Origin of the sequence: Pseudomonas sp. ChxA, assembly GCF_030263855.1 — a bacterium.
Classification (GTDB): Bacteria; Pseudomonadota; Gammaproteobacteria; order Pseudomonadales; family Pseudomonadaceae; genus Aquipseudomonas; species Aquipseudomonas fluorescens_CB.
In genome coordinates, this window is the sequence record NZ_JARPMK010000001.1 from 3999302 (window position 1) to 4018261 (window position 18960).

Below are 18960 nucleotides of genomic sequence, written 5' to 3' on the forward strand. Positions count from 1 at the left end.
TCACCCGGCCACCAGTTCGCGTGCAAACAGGCTTTGCCCGATGGCCTTGGCAGTGTGCAAGTGCGCTTGCGCAGCGCCGCTTTCCGAATCCAGCAGCAGCTTTGACGTCACCACCTGCGCCCCACAGTAATCAAAAATCCCGTAGTCGATCTGCGTGCGCATGGCCTTGGCGTAGCCGTGCCGATCGAACGCGCCTTCATCCGCCGCACCCAGCGCCAGCAGGTGTACCTGCAAATGCCGCAGTTTTTTCACCACCGGCGTATCGGGGCCGTAATCGATTGCCCAGCCGTTGACGAACACGCGGTCGATCCAACCTTTGAGCAGGCCCGGCAGGGACCACCAATAAATCGGAAACGCCAGCACCAGCGCATCGGCGCGGTCGATGCGCGCCTGTTCGGCCAGCACATCGGCGGGTGCTTGTGCGCGAGTGCGGTGTACCAAGTGGTCGGCGGCGGTATAGCGCGGGTCGAAGCCTTCGGCGGCGAGGTCGGCAACCTCATAAGTGTGGCCGGCCGCCGTGAGCCCGGCCGCCACCTGTGCGGCGACGCTATGGGTGAGGGATTGCGGGTCGTGATGGGCTACAACGATCAGTGCGTGCATGACATTGACTCCATTTCGAGCTAGGCTGGGCGCTAGCTACTTTTAGTAGGTTACGCGCCTTAAGTTACTTTTGGTATATAAGCATGTCAAGCGATCAATCCCCTGCCCCACGCCGCCGCCTGTCCCGCGAGGACCGCCTGCGCCAATTGCTCGACGTCGCCTGGCAACTGGTGCGCGAGGAAGGCACCGAAGCCCTGACCCTGGGCCGTCTGGCCGAGCTGGCGGGCGTCACCAAACCGGTGGTCTACGACCATTTCATCACCCGTGCCGGCTTGCTGGCGGCCCTGTACGAAGACTTCGATAGCCGCCAAAACCAGGTGTTTGCCGAGGCGCTGGACACCAGCGCCGCCACCCTGCAGGAGCAAGCCTGGGTTATCGCGTCTTGCTACGTCGATTGCGTGTTGTTGCAAGGGCGGGAAATTCCGGGGGTGATTGCCGCCTTGAGCAGCTCGCCGGAATTGGAAACACTGAAGCGCAAATACGAGGCGATCTTTCTGCAAAAGTGCCGCGATGCACTGTCGCCGTTTGCGCCCAGCGGCACTGTTTCCCAAGCGGGCTTGCGCGCCATGCTGGGTGCCGCCGAGGCCTTGTCCCAGGCGGCCGCCAGCGGCGAGATCAGCCGTGAAGAGGCGCAGCAGGAGCTGTTGGCGACGATTCTGGCGATGGTCAATCGCGGCCGCGTTTAACTAATTATTCACGCAGAAGGAATAAAGCGCCGCGACGGGTGTTTACCTGGGTACACCTTCTCAACACCAGAAAAACCCAGGAGCTTGTCATGCTGAAAAAATCCTTCCTCGCGGCCGCTGCCCTCCTCGCCTGCGCTTCATCCATGGCCTTCGCCGCCCCGGCCAAGGTGGCCGACAGTGCCAAGGGCAAAGTGCTGGTGGACAGTCACGGGATGACGCTTTACACCTTCGCCAAAGACAGCGCCGGCAAGTCGGTGTGCACGGGCCAGTGCCTGGCCAACTGGCCGGCATTCACTGCCGCCGCCTCGGCGAAAGATGCCGACGGCTACAGCGTGATCAGCCGTGACGACGGCAGCAAGCAGTGGGCCTACAAAGGCCAGGCGCTATATACCTGGGTCAAGGACGCCAAGCCTGGCGACGTCACCGGCGACGGCGTGGGTGGGAACTGGAACGTCGCTAAGCCGTAAGGGCTGGGCTGTGTACATATCCGTTATTTTTGTAACGGCGGCTATTGGTTCCGCTCTTACAGCGGCTCACTTTTGCAAGGACGCAAAAGTAACCAAAAGGTCCTCGCCCCAACACTCGGTGCCTCGCTATGGCTCGGCATGCCCGCAATCCGCCAGTGATTTGGGGGGCCGCCGCGATGGGCCATCCTTGGCCCAGCGCGGCTAAACCGGCATCCCTGCCGGTTTACCCCCCAAATCCCTGTCAGATTCCGGCCATCGTGTTTGACGGGGCGATTTCAGATCAAGATCACAATCAAAAGCGCAGATCAAAAGACCGCTGACTTCGTCATCGAAAAGGATGTAAGAGCCAGAGCAACAGCAACAGCAACAGCAACAGCAACAGCAACAGCAACAGCAACAGCAACAGCAACAGCAACAGCAACAGCAAAGCCATACTCGGTCTAATGTGGGAGCTGGCTTGCCTGCGATGGCATCAACTCTGTGTACCTGACACACCGAGGTGTCTGCATCGCAGGCAAGCCAGCTCCCACAGAAAAGCAGTTATTCAGTGTATTCAGATAGGCTTTTGACTTGCACTTGATCTGGCTTTTGCTTCAACCACTCAGGTCGGCTTTCAGGCCGCCGTGCTGTAGATCTTGATCTGCTTTTGATCTGAGACGCCCCGTTAACCACGATGGCCGAACGCAGGCTTGAATCCGTGGGTAACCCGGCAGGACGCCGGGTTAGCCGCGCTGGGCCAAGGATGGCCCATCGCGGCGGCCCACGGATTCAAGCCGGAGTGAGGGCATGCCGAGCCTAAGCGAGGCACCGAGTGGTGGGGCACAGACCTTTTGGTTACTTTTGGGGCGTTTGCCAAAAGTGACCCGCTGTAAGAGCGGAACCAATATCAGCCGTTACCGCAGCAACGGATATACACACACCCCCCTCTACACCCAAGGAAGATTTTTAACACTCAGGACACGTGCTGATTCACAAACAACCGCACCTTACGCCCCAATTGATCCAAGTGCCGATCTCGCTGCTTCTCGGCATCGACCATCGCGCGCTTGCCGTGCTTTTGCAGCAAGTACGTATGAATCTGCCGCACCTCCAGCGAGCTGTAAATCGCGGCCACGTCCAGCACGCCCATCAAACCATCGGTCCCATAATCGCGCGTATTCATCAACACCTGGGTATCGCGTGCGCCACGCACCTGAAAGCCCAGCGCTTGAAACGCCGGGACTTTTTCCACTGAGCAGGCCAGCTCTGCGTGGGGATAAAGCGCCAGCACCTCGCCAAGCATCGCGCGGGCCACGCCCTGGCGCCGGTGCCCGGCCTGCACCGCCATGAAGGCGATGCCACAGGCGTGCGGGTCGTCCTTGACAGGCAAGTACAGGCAAAAGCCGATCACCTGTTCTTCTTGCATCGCCACCACCAGTTCAACCGCGATGCCCTTGGCCCCATTCAGCGCTTCAAGGTACAGGTGCACCTCGTAACCGACGGCATATTGATAGATGTTGTAGAGCAAGTTGCTCGGCGGCAACGCGACACTGCTGATGTCGGTGAGGTTATCCACCACCAGCTGCAGGATCTGGCTGTTGATCGGCTCGGGGCACGCGGAGGTGTAGCGGGTAAGGCTGAACATGCAAATTCCTGGGTTTAGCGTCAAGGCAGCGGTGATTGTACCTGCTGCCCGCACACCTCGCGCAAACAGCCGCGCAACCAGCGGTGGGCCACATCGGCATCCAGGCGCGGATGCCAGAGCATGGCCACAGTGAACAGCGGGACCACTATCGGAAGCGCAAAGCTATACAGCCCGTCGCGCTGATGGGCGGTGTAGCGTTCGGGCACGCTGGCGATCAGGTCGGTGTCGCGGGCCAGGGCGATGGCGGTGGCAAAGCCGGCGACAATGGTGCTGATGTCCCGCGTCAGGCCCAGCGCTTGCAGCGCGTCGTCGACTTGGCCACGGTCAAGCCCACGGCGCGATACGTAGACATGCTGGCCCTGGGCAAAACGCTCGGCGCTGACGTCACCCTGGCTCAGCGCATGGCCGCTGCGGACCACACCGATCAGCCGGTCACGGAACAACGCCTGGGTCAATAGTTCGGGGCTGGCGCTGGCGTCAACCACGCCGATCGACAGGTCAATACTGCCCTCGCGCAGCAGCGCCGAGTCCTTGTCGCTCTTGTCGACGAAACGCAGGCGTACGCCCGGCGCTTGCTGGGCGATACGCGCGAGCAATACCGGGCCGAGGTTTTCGACAAACTCCTCGCTGGAGCGCAGCGTGAAAGTGCGTACCACCTGGCCCAGGTCCAACGTTTGCGCCGGGCGCAGCACCGCTTGGGCTTCCTGTACCAAACGGCTGACCTGTTCACGCAGTTCGACCGCCCGTGGTGTCGGCACCAGCCCGCGCCCGGCGCGCACCAGCAAGGGGTCACCGGTGGTTTCACGCAGGCGTGCCAGGGCACGGCTCATGGCCGAAGGGCTGAGGCGCAGGCGCTTGGCGGCAGCCGCGACACTGCCCTCGCTGAGCAACGTATCCAGGGTAATCAGCAAATTCAGGTCGGGCATACGCGCTCCTTATCAGGCGTTTGATGCAGGTATTAGCTGCAACCCATGCGTCTTCCGCCATATTAGGCCACGCCGTAGAGTTGTGTCAGTTGCGTTCACTTAAGGAATCGTCCATGCACAGCTCTTCACGCGCCGCGCTCGTCAGCCTGTCGCTATCCATGTTGCTGGCCTCTTTGGGCACCAGCATTGCCAATGTTGGCCTGCCCAGCCTGGCCCAGGTATTTAATGCCTCGTTTCATGCCGTGCAGTGGGTAGTGCTTGCCTACCTGCTGGCGATCACCACGGTGATTGTCGGCGCCGGCCACCTGGGTGATCGATTTGGGCGCAAGCGCGTATTGCTCACCGGGTTGCTGCTGTTCGCGGTGGCGTGCGCACTGTGCGCGGCGGCCCCATCGCTGGAATGGTTGATTGCCGCGCGCGCCCTGCAAGGGTTAGGCGCCGCCAGCATGATGGCGATGACCCTCGGCCTGGTCGGCGATACGGTGACCAAGGCGCGCACCGGTCAGGTGATGGGCTTATTGGGCACGATGTCGGCAGTCGGCACCGCCATGGGCCCGAGTGTCGGCGGGGTGTTGCTGAGCCTGTGGGGCTGGCGCGCGTTATTTGCGGTCGGAGTGCCGCTGGGCCTGTTGGCCACCGCCCTCGCCTTTTATTACTTACCGGCAGATCGCCAGGCCAACACCAGCGTATCGGCAGGTGCTTTCTGGCAGCCTTTGCAAGACCCGTCGCTGCGTGCCGGGTTGGCGATGAGCGCGCTGGTGGCGGCAGTGATCATGGCCACCTTCGTGGTCGGGCCGTTCTACCTGTCACGCGGGCTGGGGATGAACCCGGCCTGGATGGGCCTGGCCATGGCCGTCGGCCCTTGTGTTGCGGCGCTGACCGGTGTGCCGGCGGGCCGCCTCACCGATCGCCTGGGCAGCCAGCGCATGACCCTCGCGGGACTGGGCGTCATGGCCCTGGGCGCGCTGTCGCTGGCGCTGGCGGCGGGACTGCTGGCTTACCTCGGCGCCCTGATCCTGCTGACGACAGGCTACAGCCTGTTTCAAGCCGCCAATAACACCGCGGTAATGAGCGACGTCGCACCGACACGCCGAGGCACCGTTTCCGGCCTGCTGAACCTGTCGCGCAACCTGGGCCTGATTTTCGGTGCCTGGGCCCTGGGTGCGGTATTTGCCTGGGCCAGCCCCGATGTGGCCCACGCAGCGCCGCCCAGTGTTGCCACTGGCTTGCACGTGACCTTCGCCGTGGCGTTGGCCCTGATCGTCACCGCCAGCACCTTTGCCTGGGGCCGCAACCGCACCACGATCTGCCCGCAGAACACCCGTTGAGGCAAAAAAACAAAAAAGGCGTTGCCCCAAACCGGGTTACTTCGCGCATCATGGGCACTTTCAAGCTCAAGGGTAACGTCCATGCGCGTGCTGTCATTGATGATGGGTCTGACGACGCTGGCCGCCAATTTGGTGTTCTGCGCCAGCGCGATGGCGAATGAAGAAAGTCAGTTGGTGCAACAGATCAACGAATACCGCAGCCAGGTTCAACGCTGCGGCAACCAGGGTTCCCAGGAACTGCCACCGTTGGCCAGCGATACACGGCTGGTGCTGCCGGCCACCAATGTCGGCGACTTGCAGCAGGCACTGGCGCGGGCCGCGTACCCGATGGTGAATGTGCAGGCCATCAGCCTCTCCGGCCCCAAGGACGCCCAGGCGGCGATGAAGGCGGTGCGCGAAAGTTTCTGCCGGGTGGTGCTGGACCCGCAATTTGTCGACATCGGCGTGAGCAACAGCGGCCAGGACTGGCGCATCGTGCTGGCACGCCCGCTGCTCACCAGCGGCCTTGGCGATTGGCAGACCGAGGGCAAAAAACTCCTCGAACTGGTCAACACTGCCCGTCAGCAACCGCGTCAATGCGGCACCCAGGCGTTTACCGCAACGACGCCGCTGTCGTGGAATGATGATTTGGCCAACGCCGCCAACAGCCATTCGCGCAACATGGCCAATGGCAATTTCTTCGACCACCTGGATCATGACGGCCGTACGCCTGGCGATCGTGCGGAATTGGCCGGGTACATCGCAAAAAACATCGGCGAAAACATCGCCGCCGGCCTCGACAACCCGCGCAAGGTGGTGGACGGCTGGCTCGCCAGCCCCGGGCATTGCGCCAACCTGATGAACCCGCAGTTTCGTGAATTGGGCGCCGCCTACGCCATGGATCCCAAGAGTGATGCCGGCATTTATTGGACGGGGGTTCTCGGCGCGCAATAGGTGTTTTGAGGCGCGGCTGCAGTCCTATTCATTTGGATAGAACATCAAATTGCTATCACCTGGATAATCGTGCTGAACTGGCAGCATTCAATCCGGTCTGTTGCTTGTTAGCCTGACCGCTTCAGGCCCTCGACAGACTGTGGTAAACAAGGTGTTCTCGCAATGATGAATTGGCTGCAAAGCAGCAGCGACATGGCTGAGCGGGTTCGCCGGCACGACTGGGCCAACACGCCGCTGGGCCCGCTGGAGCAGTGGCCCGACGTGCTCAAGACTACCGTAGCGCTGTGCTTCGCATCGAGCTTTCCCCAGGCGATTGTCTGGGGGCCGCAGTTGATCACACTCTATAACGACGCATTCATTCCGATACTGGGCAGCAAGCCCGACCCATTGGGCCGCCCCTTCAACGAGGTGTGGCATGAGGTGTGGGCGGATATCAGCCCCATCGCCGATGCCGCCTTCCAGGGCCATGCCACCTACATCGAAAATTTCCCTCTGGTGATTGAACGCGGCCCGACGCGGGACCAGGCGTACTTCACCTTTTGCTACAGCCCGATTCGTGACCCCGAAGGCAAGGTGGTGGGCATTCTCGACACCGTGTCGGAAACCACCACCACGGTATTCCTCGCGCGGCGCCTTGCAGTGCTGGATGCCATCAGCCACACCGTGGCCAATGCCGCCGATGCCGAAACCATTCTGACCGGCACCACCCAACTGGTGGCCGAACATCTGCAGGTGAGCAACTGCGCCTACGCCGATATGGACGCCGATGAAGACGGCTTCACCATCCGCGACAATTGGGTGGCACCCGGTTCGCCCAGCCTCATCGGCCGCTACAGCCTGGCGGCTTTTGGCGAGACAGCGGTCAAGTGCCTGCGCGCGGGTGAGCCACTGGTGATCCATGACCACGTGCGTGAACTGCCGCCAGAAGAATCGGCGTCCTTTCAGGCACTGGGTGTCAGCGCCACCATCTGCATGCCCTTGATCAAGAAGGGTCGGCTGACGGCCTTGATGGCGATACACGATAAATCTCCACGGCTGTGGTCGAGCTACGACCTGGCGTTGCTGCGCGAAGTGACCGAGCGCTCGTGGGCGCATATCGAGCGCGTGCGCGCCGATGCCCATGTGCGTGAAGGCCTGGCAGCCTTTGCCGAACTCAACACCACCCTGGAGCAGCGCGTCGAAGAACGCACCCTGGCACTGGCTCAGGCCGAAGCCGCGTTGCGCCAGTCGCAGAAGCTCGAAGCCATCGGCCAGTTGACCGGCGGCGTGGCCCACGACTTCAACAATCTGCTGACCATCATCCGCTCCTCGGTGGATTTTCTACGCCAGCCGGGGTTGTCCGAAGAACGCCGCCAACGCTACATGACCGCAGTGTCCGACACCGTCGAGCGGGCCAGCAAACTCACCAGCCAACTGCTCGCCTTTGCCCGCCGCCAGCCGCTGAACCCGGAAGTCTTCGATGTGAGCCTGCGGGTCAAGAACATCGGCGAGATGCTCGAAAGCCTCACCGGTGCGCGTATCCGCGTGCAGCTGGAACTGCCACGGCGACCGTGCCATGTGTGCGTCGACTCCAGCCAGTTTGAAACCGCGCTGATCAACATCGCGCTCAATGCCCGCGATGCCATGGAGGGCCAAGGCACCCTGACCCTGCGCGTGGCCCACAGCGCAACGCTGCCGCGTATCCGTGGCGATGCCGAATCAAGCCAACCCTTTGTGAGTATCGCGCTGGCTGACACCGGCAGCGGTATTGGCGCCGACACCGTCGAGCGTATTTTCGAACCGTTCTTTACCACCAAGGCGGTGGGCAAAGGTACCGGGCTTGGCTTGTCCCAGGTGTTCGGGTTTGCCAAACAGTCCGGTGGCAACGTCGACGTCACCAGCAGCCTCGGCCAGGGCAGCGTGTTTACCCTGTATCTACCCGAGGCGGAGCCTGTGGCAGTGCAGCCCTGCCCGGTGCAGGAAGACCAAGGCCCGGTGCCTGACACTGCGGCGCGCCACATCCTGGTAGTCGAAGACAACCTTGAGGTTGGGCGCTTCGCCAACCAGATCCTGCAGGACCTGGGCTACCGGACCACGTGGGCCACCGATGCCGAGCAGGCACTCGCGCTGGCCGGCCCGGACGGTAAGGCGTTTGACGCGATTTTCTCGGATGTGGTGATGCCCGGCATGACCGGCGTGGCCATGAGCAAACTGCTGCGCCAGCGCCGCCCCGAATTGCCGGTGGTACTTACGTCGGGATACAGCGAAGAACTGGCCGACAGCGGCTATGAAGGCTTTGAGTTTCTCCCCAAGCCCTACTCCGCCGACCAAGTGGCGCGGGCATTGGCCAGGTCGATGTTCAAGGAGTAACGCGCTACAGCGCGACGGCCACCTGATTGCGGCCCATGGCCTTGGCGCGGTACAGCGCTTTGTCGGCGTTGTTCATCAGGCTGTGCAGGTCCTGATCAAGGCTGCGGGTGGTGGCCACACCGAGGCTGGCGGTCAAGCCCTTTACCGGTTCGGAGGTCAGGCCCGAAATCGCCCTGACCAGTTGCTCGGCAATGTCCCGTGCGGTTTCCAGCGAGGTGTTGGGCAGCAACACCGCAAATTCTTCGCCGCCGAGCCGACCATAAACGTCGGCCTGGCGAAACGACGCGCTGATCACCCCGCCAATCTGGCGCAATACCTGGTCACCGGCCTGATGGCCGTAGGTGTCGTTGATGTCCTTGAAGTGGTCCATGTCCAGCATCAGCGCGCTCAGCGGCTGCTGGTTGTGGCGGCATTGCGCGTACAACAGGTGGGCATGTTCGAAAAACGCGCGACGGTTCATCAGCCCGGTGAGTTCATCGGTCTGCGCAGCACGCGTAGAGATATGGTGGGCACGCTCCATTTGCCGGGTCAGGCGGAAGGCTTTTTCCAGCGCATCCGAGAGCTTGCGCGTGGCACTGACCACAAAGGTCGAGAACACCAGCACCGCAATCGCCACACCCACTTGCATCGGCGCCGGCTGGAACAGCAACCACAGGGTACACGGCAACAGCACCAGCGCCATGGAGCCCAGGGTCATATAGCGATAGGCCGAATAACACGAAACCGCGCTGACCGACATGCCCACGGTGAACAGCATGACCAGCACTTGGGATACGCGATCATCCGGCGGCATCACGGCCAGGGCGCCGATGCCCCAGGTACCGGCTGACAGCATCAGCGTGACCCAATAGCGGCGCTCCCAGCGCGCGGGTGTGCGCTCGCTGTCGGGGCAGCGAAACCAATCGGTGAACAGTTTGACGCGCACCAGCGATGTCACCGCCAGCACCGCCAGCCAGACCAGCATGACCTTGTGGTCAAACCGGCTCCAGCACAGCCAGCAGAGCATGACGGCGCCCAGGTAGCTGCCGAAAATAGCCGAAAACGATTGGCGAAACAGCTGGTGCAAACGGTCGGTTCGCACCTGCTGTTCGATGAGTTCATCCGGGTCTTGCCCACGCCCAAGGCCGTTCATGAAATACGCCTGCTTCGACTGCCACGACAAAGGCGCCATTGTGGCACCCTGCCAGTAGCGCGGACAACAGAATCCACCACGCTAGAGCCCTTAAAGCGCTTCCGGTCGAAGAATCAACACGCCCAAAGGCGGCAGATTCAGCGACAGCGACACCGGCTGCCCATGGCGCGGCGCCTCCTGGGTGAACACTTCGCCGCCGTTGCCATAATTGGAGCCTGCATACGTATCGGCATCGCTGTTGATCACCTCGCTCCAGCGCCCGGCAAACGGCACACCGACCGCATAGCCCTCACGCGGCACCGGGGTGAAGTTGGCCACCACCAGCACCGGCTTGCCGTCCTTGCTCCAGCGCAGCCAGGCATAGACGCTGTTGATCGCGTCGTCGCCAATCAGCCACTGGAAGCCTTGGGGCGCGTCGTCTTGCTCATGCAACGCCGGCTCTTCGCGGTACAGGCGGTTAAGGTCGCCGACCAGCTTTTGCACTCCGCGGTGTTCAGGGTATTGCAGCAGGTACCAGTCCAACTGCTGGTCGTGGTTCCACTCACGCCACTGGCCGAATTCGCAGCCCATAAACAGCAGCTTCTTGCCGGGGTGCATCCACATAAAGCTCAGGTACGCGCGCAGGTTGGCGAACTTCTGCCAGCGGTCACCAGGCATCTTGTCGATCAGCGAATGCTTGCCGTGCACCACTTCGTCGTGGGAGATCGGCAGGATAAAACGCTCGGACCACGCATACACCAGGCCGAAACTCAGCTCATTGTGATGATGGGCGCGGTACACCGGGTCTTGCTGGATGTAATGCAGTGAATCGTGCATCCAGCCCATGTTCCACTTGTAGTTGAAGCCCAGGCCGCCCTGCTGGGTGCTCTGGCTGACGCCCGGCCAGGCCGTGGACTCTTCGGCGATCACCAGCGCGCCCGGCGCTTCCAGCGCCACTACATCATTGAGATGGCGCAGGAAGTCGATGGCCTCCAGGTTCTCGCGACCGCCATGGCGGTTCGGCACCCACTCCCCGGCTTTGCGCGAATAATCGCGATACAGCATTGAGGCCACGGCATCCACGCGCAGGCCATCAATATGGAAGTGTTTGAGCCAGTGCAGCGCCGAAGCCAACATAAAGCCGTGCACTTCGGTGCGGCCCAGGTTGTAGATCAGCGTGTCCCAGTCCTGGTGGAAGCCTTCCAGCGGGTTGGCGTATTCGTACAAGGCCGTGCCGTCGAACTGCGCCAGGCCGTGGGTATCGGTGGGGAAATGCGCCGGCACCCAGTCCAGAATCACGCCGATGTCGGCCTGGTGCAGGGCGTTGACGAAAAATCCGAAGTCTTCCGGCGAGCCAAAGCGTGCGCTCGGCGCAAACTGCGACAGCGCCTGGTAACCCCAGGAGCCGCCGAACGGGTGTTCCATGATCGGCATCAACTCGATATGGGTAAAGCCCAGTTGCTGCACATAGGGAATCAAGCGCTCGGCCAGTTCACGCCAGCCATATTGGCGCGATACTTCGCCGGCCTCATCCAGTTCGCACTGCCAGGAGCCCACATGCAGTTCATAGATCGACAAGGGCGCCGAGGCCTTCTGCTTGTCGGCACGCGCCTGCATCCATTCATGGTCTTGCCAGTCGACCTGCAACGGCGCGGCGACTTTCGAGGCGGTGTCGGGTGGCAGTTGAGTCGCAAGCGCCATCGGGTCGGCCTTGAGCGGCAGGATCCCATGCGCACCGAGAATCTCGTACTTGTAGGCTGCGCCCGCTTGCAGGCGTGGGATAAAGATCTCCCACACGCCCGACGGATGCCGCAGGCGCATCGGATGGCGGCGGCCGTCCCAGATATTGAAGTCGCCCACCACCGATACGCGTCGCGCATTCGGCGCCCACACCGCAAAGCGCACGCCTTGCACGCCGTCGACGCTGGTGACCTGCGCGCCCAGGCAACTGCTGAGGTCACGGTGATTGCCTTCGGCAAACAGGTACAAATCCATCTCACCCAGCAGCAATTGGCTAAAGCTGTAAGGGTCTTCGGTGATCTGTTCGCCACCGGCCCACTGGATTTTCAGCAGGTAGCCCTGACGCGTGGAAAAATGCCCGACAAACAAACCCGGCACCTGGGTCGCGTCCAGGCCGCCGATGGTTTCACCGCTATCGCGGGCTAACACTTGGACGCTCAAGGCTTCGGGCAGGAACGCGCGGATAAATTGCCCGCCCTGCTCGTCATCGTGCGGCCCCAGGATAGAAAACGGGTCCGGGTGTTCCGCGCGCACCAACGCTTCTACATCTTTGGGCGCCGGCATGGCGGTCAACTTCGCTTGCAGCGGTTCTCTCTGTGTAAAACTCATGACGTCTCCTCACCGCGTGCAGTCTTCGATATAGGTAGCAGCCCGCTGAGCAAACCGTGCAGCCCTTGCAGGGGCACCGGCAACCAGGTCGGGCGATTTTCCGCTTCGTAAGCCACTTCGTACGCGGCCTTCTCCAGGCTGAACAACGTCAGCGCTGCGTCCTGGCCTTTGGCATCCTGCCAGTCATGCGCCAGTGTAGACGTAGCCTGATGATAAGCCTGGATAAATGCGCTGCGCGCTTCACTCAGGTAACGGTCAGTCACACGCTTGCGGGCGGTATCCGCTTGCGGTGAATGATCCACACCTTGCACATTCAGGGCCATGGCGGCGGCGTAATCAAACGAGCGCAACACGCCACTTACATCTTTATACGGGCTGTGCTTGCCGCGCCGCTCATGCAGAGGGCGCGCAGGCTCGCCTTCAAAGTCGATCAAATACGCATCGCCCTTCACCACCAGCACCTGGCCCAGGTGCAAGTCACCGTGGACACGAATGCGCAAACCGCCGGCCGTGGCTTTCGCAAGGGCCTGGATGCTGCTGGCAAGCGCTTTTTTCTGCCCCAGCATTTCACTGACCAGCGCCTGATCGGCGGGGTTCAACTGGCTTTGATGAAGTTTTAACAAGTGCAGCGCACGGTCGATCTGTGCGCCGATGTCCTTGGCCCAAGCCTGAGCGTCCTTGGCCGTGGTGGTCTCGGGCTTGAAGTCTTTGTTGGTGGTTTTCGCCGCCAGCACCGCGTGCATTTCGCCCAGGCGCTGGCCAAGCAAGCCGGCAAAATCCTGCAGTTCGCCCAAGGCGTTGTAATGTTGCTCCTGCTCGGACATGGCTTCGGCCAGCTCGTCGCGAATGGCGCGTTCCAAACTGTTCTGGGTCCAACTCCAGGCGTCGCCCTGGTTGCTCAAATAGCCTTGGGCGATCATCAACAGGTTGTCTTGCCCTTCGCCATCGCGGCGAATCATCGAGCCCAGCAACGGCGAAATATTCGGGTAATCGGCCGCCGTCAGGTAAGCACTCATTTCCAGCTCCGGGTGTACCCCGGTGCTGACTTTGCGGATCAACTTGAGCACCAGGCTTTCACCCACCACCACCGAACTGTTGGACTGTTCGGCAGACAGATAGCGCACTTGGGAGTCATCGCTCAGTTGCAGCGCAGCCAGGTGCGGCGTGGCTTCAAAGCGCAAGTCACCTTCGTCAGTGGTCAATACGGTGCCCGCCTGCAAACTCTGGATCACCGCGCGGATAAAGTGTTCCAGGCTGAAGGCGTCGGTCACCAGCCCGACCTGGCGGCCCCGGCGTACGCGGGCCAGCGCCAGTTGCTGGGGCAAGGCACTGGTGAACTGGTCTTCGGCCAGGAAACCGAACGGCAACTGATAACGACTGACCTGGCCGCCACTGGTCACCTCGACTTCGCTGAGCAGCACCGGGTGCTGCGGGTCGCCAAAACGCACGCCGTAGGCAATCTTTATCTGATCGATGGCCGCGTCTTTGCCGGCAAACCAGCGCCGCTTGGGCAACCATAGCGGCAGCGAGGTGTGTTCCAGCGTGGTGCGGCATGGCTCGTCGAGTAACTCTTCCATGCGTTGTTTGAGTACCAGCGTGGTGAAATCCGGGATGCTCTGCGCCGGCTCCACATGCCAGCTGGGCATCTGGTTCTCTGCCGCCAGCACAAACCAATAGAAACCGTACGGCGCCAACGTCAGCAGGAAATTCAGCTGGCCGATGGGCGGGAACGCGTTACCGCCGAGCATCTCCACTGGCACCATGCCGGCGAACGCGGACAAGTCCAGCTCGGCCGCCTGGGCGCTGCGCGACACGTTGGCCACGCACAGGATGATTTCTGTGCGGCCATCGTCGCCGGTGAACTCACGGGTGTACGCCAGGATGCGGCGGTTGCTCGGCGAGAGCATTTTCAAGCTGCCGCGCCCAAACGCCTTGGACTGCTTACGCACCGCCAACATGCGCCGGGTCCAGTTCAGCAGCGAATGCGGGTCTTGGGCCTGGGTTTCGACATTCACCGACAGGTAGCCATATTGCGGGTCCATGATCGGCGGCAACACCAGGCTGGCCGGGTCGGCGCGTGAGAAACCGCCGTTACGGTCGATGGACCATTGCATCGGCGTGCGCACGCCGTCCCGGTCGCCCAGGTAGATGTTGTCGCCCATGCCGATTTCATCGCCGTAGTACAAGGTCGGCGTGCCGGGCATCGACAGCAACAGACTGTTGAGCAGTTCGACGCGGCGGCGGTCACGCTCCATCAGCGGTGCCAGGCGCCGACGAATGCCCAGGTTGATGCGCGCGCGGCGGTCAGCGGCGTAGTAGTTCCACAGGTAATCACGCTCTTTGTCGGTGACCATCTCCAGGGTCAGTTCATCGTGGTTGCGCAGGAAGATCGCCCATTGGCAGTTGGCGGGAATTTCCGGGGTCTGGCGCAAAATATCGGTAATCGGGAAACGATCTTCCTGGGCCAGCGCCATGTACATGCGCGGCATCAGCGGGAAGTGAAAGGCCATATGGCATTCATCGCCGTCGTCGCCTTTTTTGTCACCGAAATACAGTTGAGTGTCTTCCGGCCACTGGTTGGCTTCGGCCAACAGCATGCGGTCGGGGTAATGCGCGTCGATCTCGGCGCGGATCTGCTTGAGCACGCCGTGGGTTTCCGGCAGGTTCTCGTTGTTGGTGCCGTCGCGTTCGATCAGGTAGGGAATCGCGTCCAGACGCAGGCCGTCGATGCCCATGTCCAGCCAGTAGCGCATCACCGACAGCACGGCCTTCATGACTTGCGGGTTATCGAAGTTCAGGTCCGGCTGGTGCGAGTAGAACCGGTGCCAGAAGTACTGGCCGGCGACCGGGTCCCAGGTCCAGTTGGACTTTTCGGTGTCGAGGAAAATGATGCGGGTGCCGTCGTACTTCTGGTCGTCATCGGACCACACGTAAAAGTCACGGGCTGCCGAGCCCGGCTTGGCCTTGCGCGCCCGCTGGAACCAGGGGTGCTGGTCAGAGGTGTGGTTGATCACCAGCTCAGTGATCACCCGCAAGCCACGTTTGTGCGCCTCACTGATAAAGCGTTTGGCGTCGGCCATGGTCCCGTAGTCGCTGTGTACACCCCGGTACTCGGCGATGTCATAGCCATCGTCGCGACGTGGCGAGGGGTAGAACGGCAGCAGCCAGATGGTGTTGACGCCCAGATCGGCGATGTAATCGAGTTTGGCGATCAGGCCGGGAAAGTCGCCGATACCATCATTATTGGAATCGAAAAAGGATTTAACGTGAACTTGGTAGATCACCGCGTCCTTGTACCAGAGCGGGTCTTTGATGAACGTGGCTGGGGTGGGTTTCTTCGCCATTGGAAACTCCTGGAACACTGGAAAATCTAGGATCTGGACGCCGTCAGTGTGGGAGCGGGCTTGCTCGCGAATACGGTGGATCAGTTACAGATGTATTGCCTGACACTCCGCGTTCGCGAGCAAGCCCGCTCCCACATTTTGATCTTCGTCCGATCAGGAGACGGTGATGCGCCATATGCCAAACGGCATCTGCGGCTCGATGCGCATCCACTGGTTCTTGCCGTACCAGGTCCAGCGATGGCCATTCATCAGGTCTTCGCCTTGGGTCTGGGCGTCGTCCGGCAGGCCCAACTCCCACAGCGGCAATTCGAAATGGGCCTCTTGGGCATTGAACGGGTCAAGGTTGACCGCCACCAGGATAAAATTGCTGCCATCGTCACTGCGTTTGCCGAAGTACAGGATGTTGTCGTTCCAGGCGTTATAAAGCTTCAAGCCCAGATGGGTGTGCAGTGCCGGGTTCTGCCGACGAATGCGGTTGAGCTGGGCGATCTCGGCAATGATGTTGCCGGGCGCGGTGAAGTCCCGGGGGCGGATCTCGTATTTCTCCGAGTCCAGGTATTCCTCTTTGCCCGGCACCGGCGCCGCTTCGCACAGTTCAAACCCCGAATACATGCCCCACAAGCCAGAGCCCATGGTGGCCAGCGCGGCGCGAATCAGAAAGCCTGGGCGCCCGGATTCGTGCAGAAAACCTGGGTTGATGTCCGGGGTATTCACAAAGAAATTCGGTCGGAAACACTCGCGCCACGGCGATTCGTTCAACTGCGTGAAATATTCGCTCAACTCTGCCTTGGTGTTACGCCAGGTGAAATAGGTGTAGCTCTGGGAATAACCGACCTTGCCCAGGCGCGCCATCATCGCCGGCGTAGTGAAGGCTTCGGCGAGGAAGATCACCTCTGGGTGCCTGGACCGCACATCACTGATCAGCCATTGCCAAAACGGTAGCGGTTTGGTGTGCGGGTTATCCACGCGAAAGGTTTTCACCCCCTCTTGCACCCAACCTACAACAATGTCGCGCAACTCGGTCCACAGGCTCGGAATCGAGTCCGCGGCGTAGAAATCGACGTTAACGATGTCCTGGTATTTTTTCGGCGGGTTTTCGGCGTATTTGATCGTGCCGTCCGGGCGCCAGTTGAACCAGCCTGGATGCTGTTTAAGCCACGGGTGGTCCTGGGAGCACTGAATGGCAAAGTCGAGGGCGATTTCCAGGCCATGCTCGGCGGCGGCCTTGACCAGCCGGCGAAAGTCGTCGCGGCTGCCCAGCTGCGGGTGGATGGCTTCATGGCCGCCCTCCTCGCTACCGATCGCATACGGGCTGCCGGGATCATCGGCGCCTGCGGTCAGTGAGTTATTCTTGCCCTTGCGATGGCTGCGGCCGATCGGGTGGATCGGCGGAAAGTACAGCACGTCAAAGCCCATGTCATGGATCATCGACAGCCGCGCATGCACGTCATTAAAGGTGCCGTGGCGCGCCGGATCGTCGGTGATCGAGCGCGGAAACAGCTCGTACCAACTGGCAAATTGCGCGGCTTCACGCTCAACGTCGATCGGGTATACGGTGCTGATGCTCAAGTAGGCGCGGTGGTCGGCCTGGGTCATCAAATGTGCACTGTCTTCGTGCAGGAACTGCGCGACCTGCTCGGTTTCCAGCAAACCCGACAGTTCGTGGTGCAGCAGCATCAGGCGGTCGCGCAGCTCATTGTCGCTACGCTCGGCGGCCTGCAATACCAGGCTGCGGCCTTCCTGCAGTTCAAGGCTGACCGACACACCGGCCTCATGCTTTTTGCGCAACTCGTAGCAAAAGCTCGCAAAAGTGTCGATCCAGGCTTCGATGCAGTATTCGTGCGGGCCTTGCTGGTCCACGGTAAACGCGCCTTCCCAGCCATTGTTGCCGACATCGTTCATCACCACGCTGTGCCAGCTTTCGTCCTGCAGCGGGCGCCAGCGGATCAGCACCGCAAGCTTGTCATGGCCGTCGGCAAACACCTTGCTGGTGACGTTGACGCGTTGGCCCACCACGGCCTTCACTGCAAATTCACCCCCGTCAATGACGGGTGTGGTGCTTTCAATCGCGATCCTTGGCAACAACAAAGCCTGGGACAGCGGCAATATGGAGTCTTCTGGAGTCAGTGTTTCAGCAGTCATCGAGCATCTTCCCCTTACGCCCTGTGGACGCTCTTTGCTTGATCCGAATTCTGAGACGGCGACGCTCTCCCTGAGCAGGGCCGTAATAGGTCCGAGCCTGGGCTGCGATGAAAAGTTCAGGTGGATGTGCCGCCATTGGGCGGGAATCAAACCTGCCCGGCGGTTGTCCACCGATAGAGCAAAGCACAAAGGAGGCCATACCGATGAATATCCCAATCCCGGCTGAAACCCCAGACCCGAATATCGACAATCCAACCCTGCCGCCGAGTGAACCGCAACCGATCCCGGAGAAGGAACCGCCGGAAAACGAGCCACCACCGGTGGAGGAACCACCCACGACCATGCCGCCGGTGATTGTGCAATCCTGTTGATCAACGGCCTCACTCACACGCGTACTCGGCATCGGGTACCTGCCTAATACGCATCCCCCTGCGCGTACAGATGAAATAGCCTACATCTCGCCTGTACGCCTATTGCTACAGTCCTACTCGCGATTACTAGAGCATCTTTCAGTTTTCCCTTCTTAAGCGCGAGCGGGTTAATACCATGTCGGACATCCATGTGAAGCAGGGCCACCACCACCTCCACGTAAATCCAGAGGTTTCTATCAGCCGAAGTTATCTCAAGGAGTTTAAAGCGAGCCTCACAGAGGACGATATCGCCCAGATTTTGCGCGCCCCCAACTCCCTGAAGTCGCGTAAAATCCTTAATGAAATGCGCTTGCTTTTCAGTAAGGAAGGTATCGACGCCATGTTGAAAGAGCCAGATGCCAAGGAAGTTGCTGAGCTCCTAACGGAAATCGGCAAGTTTCTGGAAAAAAACTGCGACGAGTCCTGTATTAAAATAGCCACCCAATTTTATTTCAGCGACTATCAGGCCGCCTATGACAAACAGAAAATCGCCTTACTGTTAAAGTTGATATCGGGTAAGGAAGAATTTGGCTTCCCCCATATTTTTGAGTTTTTCAAAGACACGGCCGGAGCGTTGGAGCAACTGAATGATAGCCTGAAGGACACAGGCGAAACGATCACGCATATGCACACCATCACCGCAAAGCTCACTCCAAAACACCTTAAATCAAGGATGAAGGCTCATTGATCG

At 60.8% G+C, this 18960-nt stretch carries 14 protein-coding genes; 7 read left to right on the forward strand and 7 right to left on the reverse strand.

Translation table 11 applies throughout. The features are described 5' to 3' along the window. Positions 1 to 600 (reverse strand): NAD(P)H-dependent oxidoreductase, encoded by a 600-nt coding sequence (locus tag P5706_RS17855; protein ID WP_200434798.1) that lies wholly within the window; start codon positions 598 to 600, stop codon positions 1 to 3. A gap of 83 nt (positions 601 to 683) precedes the next feature. Here P5706_RS17855 and P5706_RS17860 point away from each other — a divergent pair, with 83 nt between their 5' ends. After that, positions 684 to 1286, forward strand: coding sequence for a TetR/AcrR family transcriptional regulator (locus P5706_RS17860; protein WP_200434799.1), 603 nt, complete (start codon positions 684 to 686; stop codon positions 1284 to 1286). Positions 1287 to 1375: 89 nt separating this feature from the next. Next, on the forward strand, positions 1376 to 1753 hold the full coding sequence (locus P5706_RS17865; protein ID WP_285680537.1) for a COG4315 family predicted lipoprotein: 378 nt from the start codon (positions 1376 to 1378) through the stop codon (positions 1751 to 1753). A 952-nt stretch (positions 1754 to 2705) separates the two neighbouring features. On the opposite strand, the gene P5706_RS17870 is transcribed toward P5706_RS17865, so the two are convergent. Together P5706_RS17870 and P5706_RS17875 are read right to left on the reverse strand one after the other, a co-directional pair. Next, the gene (locus P5706_RS17870; protein WP_285680539.1) at positions 2706 to 3377 is read right to left on the reverse strand and encodes a GNAT family N-acetyltransferase; all 672 of its coding nucleotides are present in this window, start codon (positions 3375 to 3377) and stop codon (positions 2706 to 2708) included. A 20-nt stretch (positions 3378 to 3397) separates the two neighbouring features. Then, positions 3398 to 4303 (reverse strand): LysR family transcriptional regulator, encoded by a 906-nt coding sequence (locus P5706_RS17875; protein ID WP_285680541.1) that lies wholly within the window; start codon positions 4301 to 4303, stop codon positions 3398 to 3400. 113 nt (positions 4304 to 4416) lie between these two features. On the opposite strand from P5706_RS17875, the gene P5706_RS17880 reads away from it, so the two are divergent. The 3 genes from P5706_RS17880 (at position 4417) to P5706_RS17890 (ending at position 8913) form a co-directional block, all read left to right on the forward strand. Continuing rightward, positions 4417 to 5631, forward strand: a complete 1215-nt coding sequence (locus P5706_RS17880; protein ID WP_285680543.1) for an MFS transporter — start codon at positions 4417 to 4419, stop codon at positions 5629 to 5631. A gap of 81 nt (positions 5632 to 5712) precedes the next feature. Continuing rightward, a complete protein-coding gene (locus tag P5706_RS17885) occupies positions 5713 to 6564 on the forward strand; it encodes a CAP domain-containing protein (RefSeq protein ID WP_200434244.1) in 852 nt (283 codons plus the stop codon). A 162-nt stretch (positions 6565 to 6726) separates the two neighbouring features. After that, positions 6727 to 8913, forward strand: a complete 2187-nt coding sequence (locus P5706_RS17890; RefSeq protein ID WP_285680546.1) for a GAF domain-containing hybrid sensor histidine kinase/response regulator — start codon at positions 6727 to 6729, stop codon at positions 8911 to 8913. Between the two features lie 4 nt (positions 8914 to 8917). Here the strand turns inward: P5706_RS17890 and P5706_RS17895 are convergent, their stop codons facing one another. The 4 genes from P5706_RS17895 to P5706_RS17910 form a co-directional block, all read right to left on the reverse strand. Next, complete coding sequence (locus tag P5706_RS17895) at positions 8918 to 10084, reverse strand: GGDEF domain-containing protein (RefSeq protein ID WP_200434242.1); 1167 nt, start codon at positions 10082 to 10084, stop codon at positions 8918 to 8920. Between the two features lie 51 nt (positions 10085 to 10135). Continuing rightward, positions 10136 to 12373, reverse strand: coding sequence for a 1,4-alpha-glucan branching protein GlgB (gene glgB / locus P5706_RS17900; protein ID WP_285680549.1), 2238 nt, complete (start codon positions 12371 to 12373; stop codon positions 10136 to 10138). Further along, positions 12370 to 15717 carry a maltose alpha-D-glucosyltransferase gene (gene treS / locus P5706_RS17905; RefSeq protein WP_285680550.1) on the reverse strand — a complete coding sequence of 1116 codons (3348 nt, stop codon included), beginning with the start codon at positions 15715 to 15717 and terminating at the stop codon, positions 12370 to 12372. Before treS ends, glgB begins: the two co-directional genes overlap by 4 nt. 153 nt (positions 15718 to 15870) lie before the next feature. Continuing rightward, positions 15871 to 17859 (reverse strand): alpha-1,4-glucan--maltose-1-phosphate maltosyltransferase, encoded by a 1989-nt coding sequence (locus P5706_RS17910; RefSeq protein ID WP_285680552.1) that lies wholly within the window; start codon positions 17857 to 17859, stop codon positions 15871 to 15873. 203 nt (positions 17860 to 18062) lie between these two features. Between P5706_RS17910 and P5706_RS17915 the strand changes: the two genes are divergently transcribed. Both P5706_RS17915 and P5706_RS17920 read left to right on the forward strand, forming a co-directional pair. Further along, the gene (locus P5706_RS17915) at positions 18063 to 18230 is read left to right on the forward strand and encodes a hypothetical protein (protein ID WP_200434238.1); all 168 of its coding nucleotides are present in this window, start codon (positions 18063 to 18065) and stop codon (positions 18228 to 18230) included. A gap of 175 nt (positions 18231 to 18405) precedes the next feature. Continuing rightward, positions 18406 to 18957 carry a hypothetical protein gene (locus P5706_RS17920; protein WP_285680554.1) on the forward strand — a complete coding sequence of 184 codons (552 nt, stop codon included), beginning with the start codon at positions 18406 to 18408 and terminating at the stop codon, positions 18955 to 18957. Positions 18958 to 18960 lie beyond the last annotated feature (3 nt).